This window comes from Leifsonia sp. KNZ12-8B (assembly GCF_056755495.1).
Genome location: NZ_JBPGXM010000254.1, coordinates 1 through 734 on the forward strand (window position 1 = coordinate 1; position 734 = coordinate 734).

The following is a 734-nucleotide window of genomic DNA, read 5'->3' on the forward strand; positions in this document are numbered from 1 at the left end:
AGGTGGTGACACGGTCGCGGAGCACCTCGATGCGCTGCTGCCTGGCCGCCTCCACGTCGAACCCGACGTAGGCGAGCGGCGGCAGCTTGCGCACGTTGGCGGAGCACTGGAAGCCGGCGCAGACGAGCGTGCCGAGGGTGTTGCCGTCGCGCCCGGCCTTGCCCGCGCGCTTGGCGATGAAGAAGACGACCTCATTGGGGAGGTGCACGTCTTCGCACCAGGAGCACTGCGGGCGGGCGCGCACGCCGCCGTCGGCCTGGCGCAGCAGGATGCCGACCGGCTCGCCGTCGACGACGGTCACGACGTAGCCGACGGTCGGCAGCTTCCGGTCGCGCCAGCCGAGGTAGTCGATGGCGTCCCAGTCGACGGCGTCGAGGTCGGGCATGGCGATGGCCGCCCGCTCGCGCTGGGAGGTGTTGACGAAGGAGGCGCGCAGCTGCGCCTCGGTGAGAGAGAGCATGGTCCTGTTACCTGTCCGCTCCGCACGTGCGGAGCCGTTGAAGAGAGCACTGTCGTCGCGTGCACGAAGAGGCACGCAGCGCGCCGCGAGTGCGGGCGCGCGGAATCGCCGGCCCGGCGGTGTCGCCGGGCGGGGGCGGTGCTATCTCACGCCGGCGCTCGACGCGCCGACGACCTCCAGACGCCCGAGGGGCAGCAGGGGAGGGACGGTGGACATGACAGCCAGTATAAGAGCTCAGCCCGCGGCGCGCTTCACGAGCTCGGCGATGGTCGCC

The 734-nt window shown here is 71.8% G+C and carries 1 protein-coding gene; it reads right to left on the reverse strand.

Annotated elements, in window-relative coordinates:
- Positions 1 to 460: FBP domain-containing protein (locus ACR9ZG_RS18910; protein ID WP_481286386.1), on the reverse strand; the 460-nt coding region annotated here is incomplete at its 3' end.
- Between the last annotated feature and the right edge of the window lie 274 nt (positions 461 to 734).